At 44.9% G+C, this 3,194-nt stretch carries 3 protein-coding genes and 1 pseudogene; 1 reads left to right on the forward strand and 3 read right to left on the reverse strand.

All coding sequences use genetic code 11. The features are described from left to right. Positions 1-196: 196 nt before the first annotated feature. From cysH to IM479_RS17220, 3 genes are all read right to left on the reverse strand, one after another. Entirely contained in the window at positions 197-1,018 is an 822-nt protein-coding gene (gene cysH / locus IM479_RS17210) for a phosphoadenosine phosphosulfate reductase (protein ID WP_287684721.1), read from the reverse strand. 417 nt (positions 1,019-1,435) lie between these two features. Beyond that, positions 1,436-1,900: a hypothetical protein gene (locus IM479_RS17215; protein WP_287673595.1), complete on the reverse strand. Its 465-nt coding sequence runs from the start codon at positions 1,898-1,900 to the stop codon at positions 1,436-1,438. 197 nt (positions 1,901-2,097) lie between these two features. Beyond that, positions 2,098-2,877, reverse strand: a complete 780-nt coding sequence (locus IM479_RS17220; protein ID WP_287684720.1) for an ABC transporter permease — start codon at positions 2,875-2,877, stop codon at positions 2,098-2,100. Between the two features lie 101 nt (positions 2,878-2,978). Between IM479_RS17220 and IM479_RS17225 the strand changes: the two are divergent. Continuing rightward, positions 2,979-3,077: pseudogene (locus IM479_RS17225) on the forward strand (helix-turn-helix domain-containing protein); the annotation flags it as partial. Positions 3,078-3,194: the final 117 nt, after the last annotated feature.

A 3,194-nucleotide genomic window follows, 5' to 3' on the forward strand; every position in this document is an offset into this window, starting at 1 on the left:
GTCAGTCTGTAGAGCGACCATAAGACCAGAACAGATTTACTCTGTTAAGGCAGGTGCGGAACCCCGCAAGGGAAAGAAGCAGAAACCTAAATCGTGAGGTTTGGGAATCACCGTCCGTTTACGGCGGTGAGGATGTCAATAACCATTGTCTAACGTCTAGGAACCGATCGCACCGGCAATTTTCCCACCCTGGCAGTTAAAGGGAGCTTGCGTCGAGACTTTGTGCTTCTCCGGGGGTTAAGGGCAAATGAAGACCGCATTCTTGTTTTAAACCCTTGAAACGGGTGTCTCGTTCGTTGCTATCATCGGCGGTTAAAGGCCGACTGGAGTGCCAATCGCCGACGGAGACATAACCCAGATCAAAATAGGGATGGTAGGGAAGATCGTATTTAGTCAGATAGTCGTAGATGGTTTTGGCATTCCAGTCAAGGATCGGTAATATTTTGTAACGTTTGCCCTGTTGATTGACCCATTGGAGAGTTTTGCGGTGGTCGGTTTGGTCGCGACGCAAACCCGCTAACCAAGCGGCGGCCTTTAATTCCTTCAGGGCCCGTTGCATCGGTTCCACTTTGCGGATTTTGTCGTAGAGATTGAGGGAGTCCAGATCGTTATTTGACCACAATTTACCGTGGATTGCTTCCATGCGGGCGGGACTGAGGGGAGATTGATAAACTTTCAGGTTTAAATGGAGGCGTTGGCTTAATTCTTCGGCAAATTGATAGGTTTCCGGGGGAAGATAGCCGGTATCGATCCAAATGACGGGAATATCGGGGATAATTGCGGTGACGAGGTGCAACATTACCGCCGCCTGAATGCCGAAACTGGTACTCATCACCAAACCTTCCCCAAAGGTGGCTTCCGCCCAAGCGACGATTTCCGCGGCGTTAGCGGAGTCAAAACGTTGATTAATTGTAGCGAGGTCGAGGGATAGAGGGTAGGAAAAAGACCGGTCGGCAGTGGGGATGAAGGCAGTTTCTAGGGCCTGTGGATGAGAATTAAGCAAGTGTAAATCTGGCATTCTGGCTAAGATTTAAGGTATTAGTAGCGGCGGATACTGATAGAGTCCAATCTATCCATTAGGGGCTGAGAATAGAGTCAACTCCATCTCCTCCCCTTGAGAAACGTAGGTGAGACTTTCACCTCACACGGCTCCTAGTTTTACTGCTCCATTGTTAGGGATACAGCTTGACACTGGAGAGCCGTTTTATCATCCTGACACTGGCGGTCTAGTAATTGGGGGTTTTTGTATTCATCCTGACCACCGTATTGTTGAGAATGTATATACTGTACTTCTACTATATCTGATGGGGTGAAGTGTGGCCCACACTAGCGACACCTTCCTTTCTCAAAAATCTCTCTGGTTACAATAGACTCAAGTTGGCAGCCCAAACAGTCTCTGGTGACATCTAATTGACCTCGATTAATGATAACCAAGTTAAGCAAGATTGGCAGGAATTGTCGCTAGTTTTTGCAGTTGTTTTTCAATATTGGCCCTTAATTCAGTCCGGGTGATTTCTTTTCCCGTTTGAGCGGTGTGTGCATTTTCCAGAAAAATAATACTATCTACTTTTTCTAGGGCAAATAATTGGAATAAAAGATGGGTTACGGGAATCAGGAGCGTTGATAGGGGTGAATTGGGGGTATTTTGAGCAGATATGGCCATTTTTTCCGTAGCAAAGGCATAGATTACCCTTTTCTCCTGTTGCGGCTGCTGCCGATGGGCTAAGGTGGTTAGTAACCAATCACCCTGGCTATTCTGAACCACATAGTATTGTAAATGTTTTAACTGTCTGGCCACGGCCGCGAGGACGGGATTAACCGCTTCTTCCATGACTACGGTTGCCAGTCCGTAATTGACCGCGTCTCGACTTAAAATATGCAGTTGTGCCTTTAATTTCATGGCTAATAATGTCTATAAACTAATCGATATTGACCATTCCTACCAGCGATGAGCGGTTTTTCTGCCAGGACAATTTTAGGCGTTGCTGATTTGAGATCTGAATCCTCTTTGCTGGGATTTTTAAAACCTAGACCCAAACTAACTTTGGCACGGGAACCTGCACAGTTGCCATTCATCCCTTGATTCAGCAACGCTATTTAAAATTGTCGTCGTGAAAAGATGAGGATGGAGATGCCCAATAATAGACCAGTATAAACGAGACTGTAGAGGGCATTACCGATTAAGACATCAGCACTAGGCAGCAAACCATAAACGGCCTCGTTTCTAAAATTCAATCTCTCTAAATCTGGGAGAATTAGATAAATATTTTTGGTGATAGCGAGGATATTGGGATTTTTGCTGATTATACCCAATTGGATCAGATCTTTGCTGATGTGACCCATTAGATAGACCCCAAAAGTCATTAACGTGGCTATAATCGAACTGGTAAATACCCCAAAAGCGATCGCCACGGCCGCGATGAGAATTAATTCCAAACCGAGATAGAAAACCGAGACAATCAGGGGTAAAGGTTGAAAAGATACTTTCATCCCCAGCAACATCAGCAAGTAAATCACCAACATTACCCCCAACATCACCGCTAAAACCCCGGACAAACCCAAGTGTTTACCGAGGATAAATTCGGCCCGACTCAGGGGTTTGGGAATCAAAACTAAAATAGTTCTCTTGTCAATTTCCTTATTAATTAGCCCTGTACCCACAAAAACCGCAACCATTACCCCTAATAACCCGATAGCGGCTAATCCCAAGTCAAGAAAGATTTTCTGATGGGTTCCCACCGCAATTTCCGGTAATAAACGCAAAGCGAAGGCCATCAACAGGGCAAAAAACCCGATAAAGTAAAGAATTCGATCGCGAATAACCTCGCGAAAACCATTAGATGCGATCGCCCAGATTCTCAGGATGCTGATACCCATAGCCTTTCATCGAAAATTTTGGGTCTGAAACCCCGTCGTAGAACGACGGCTTTACTGTTAAATATTAGCACATTTACAAAATATATGCCAGAATGTGAAATATGGAGAAAGCCTATTCTTACCGATGATTTTACCCCACACCCGAACAAGAGTCGCTATTGCGGCGCACTTTGGGCTGTATAAGATTAGTTTACAATAAAGGCTCTTCGGTAATTGTTATGCAAATAATTAACTTAAAATAAAATTCGATGAGAGTGCCTACGCCTAAAAGTAGCTGAAATCTATACAGGGAGACACTTAAGGCACAAATAGGTTAA

The organism is Microcystis sp. M165S2 (assembly GCF_020245885.1).
GTDB lineage: Bacteria > Cyanobacteriota > Cyanobacteriia > Cyanobacteriales > Microcystaceae > Microcystis.

Bases quoted from the DNA above. Each gene is read 5' to 3' on its own strand.
- IM479_RS17220 (WP_287684720.1), bottom strand. From the start codon at position 2,877: ATGGGTATCAGCATCCTGAGAATCTGGGCGATCGCATCTAATGGTTTT.
- cysH (WP_287684721.1), bottom strand. From the start codon at position 1,018: ATGCCAGATTTACACTTGCTTAATTCTCATCCACAGGCCCTAGAAACT.
- IM479_RS17215 (WP_287673595.1), bottom strand. From the start codon at position 1,900: ATGAAATTAAAGGCACAACTGCATATTTTAAGTCGAGACGCGGTCAAT.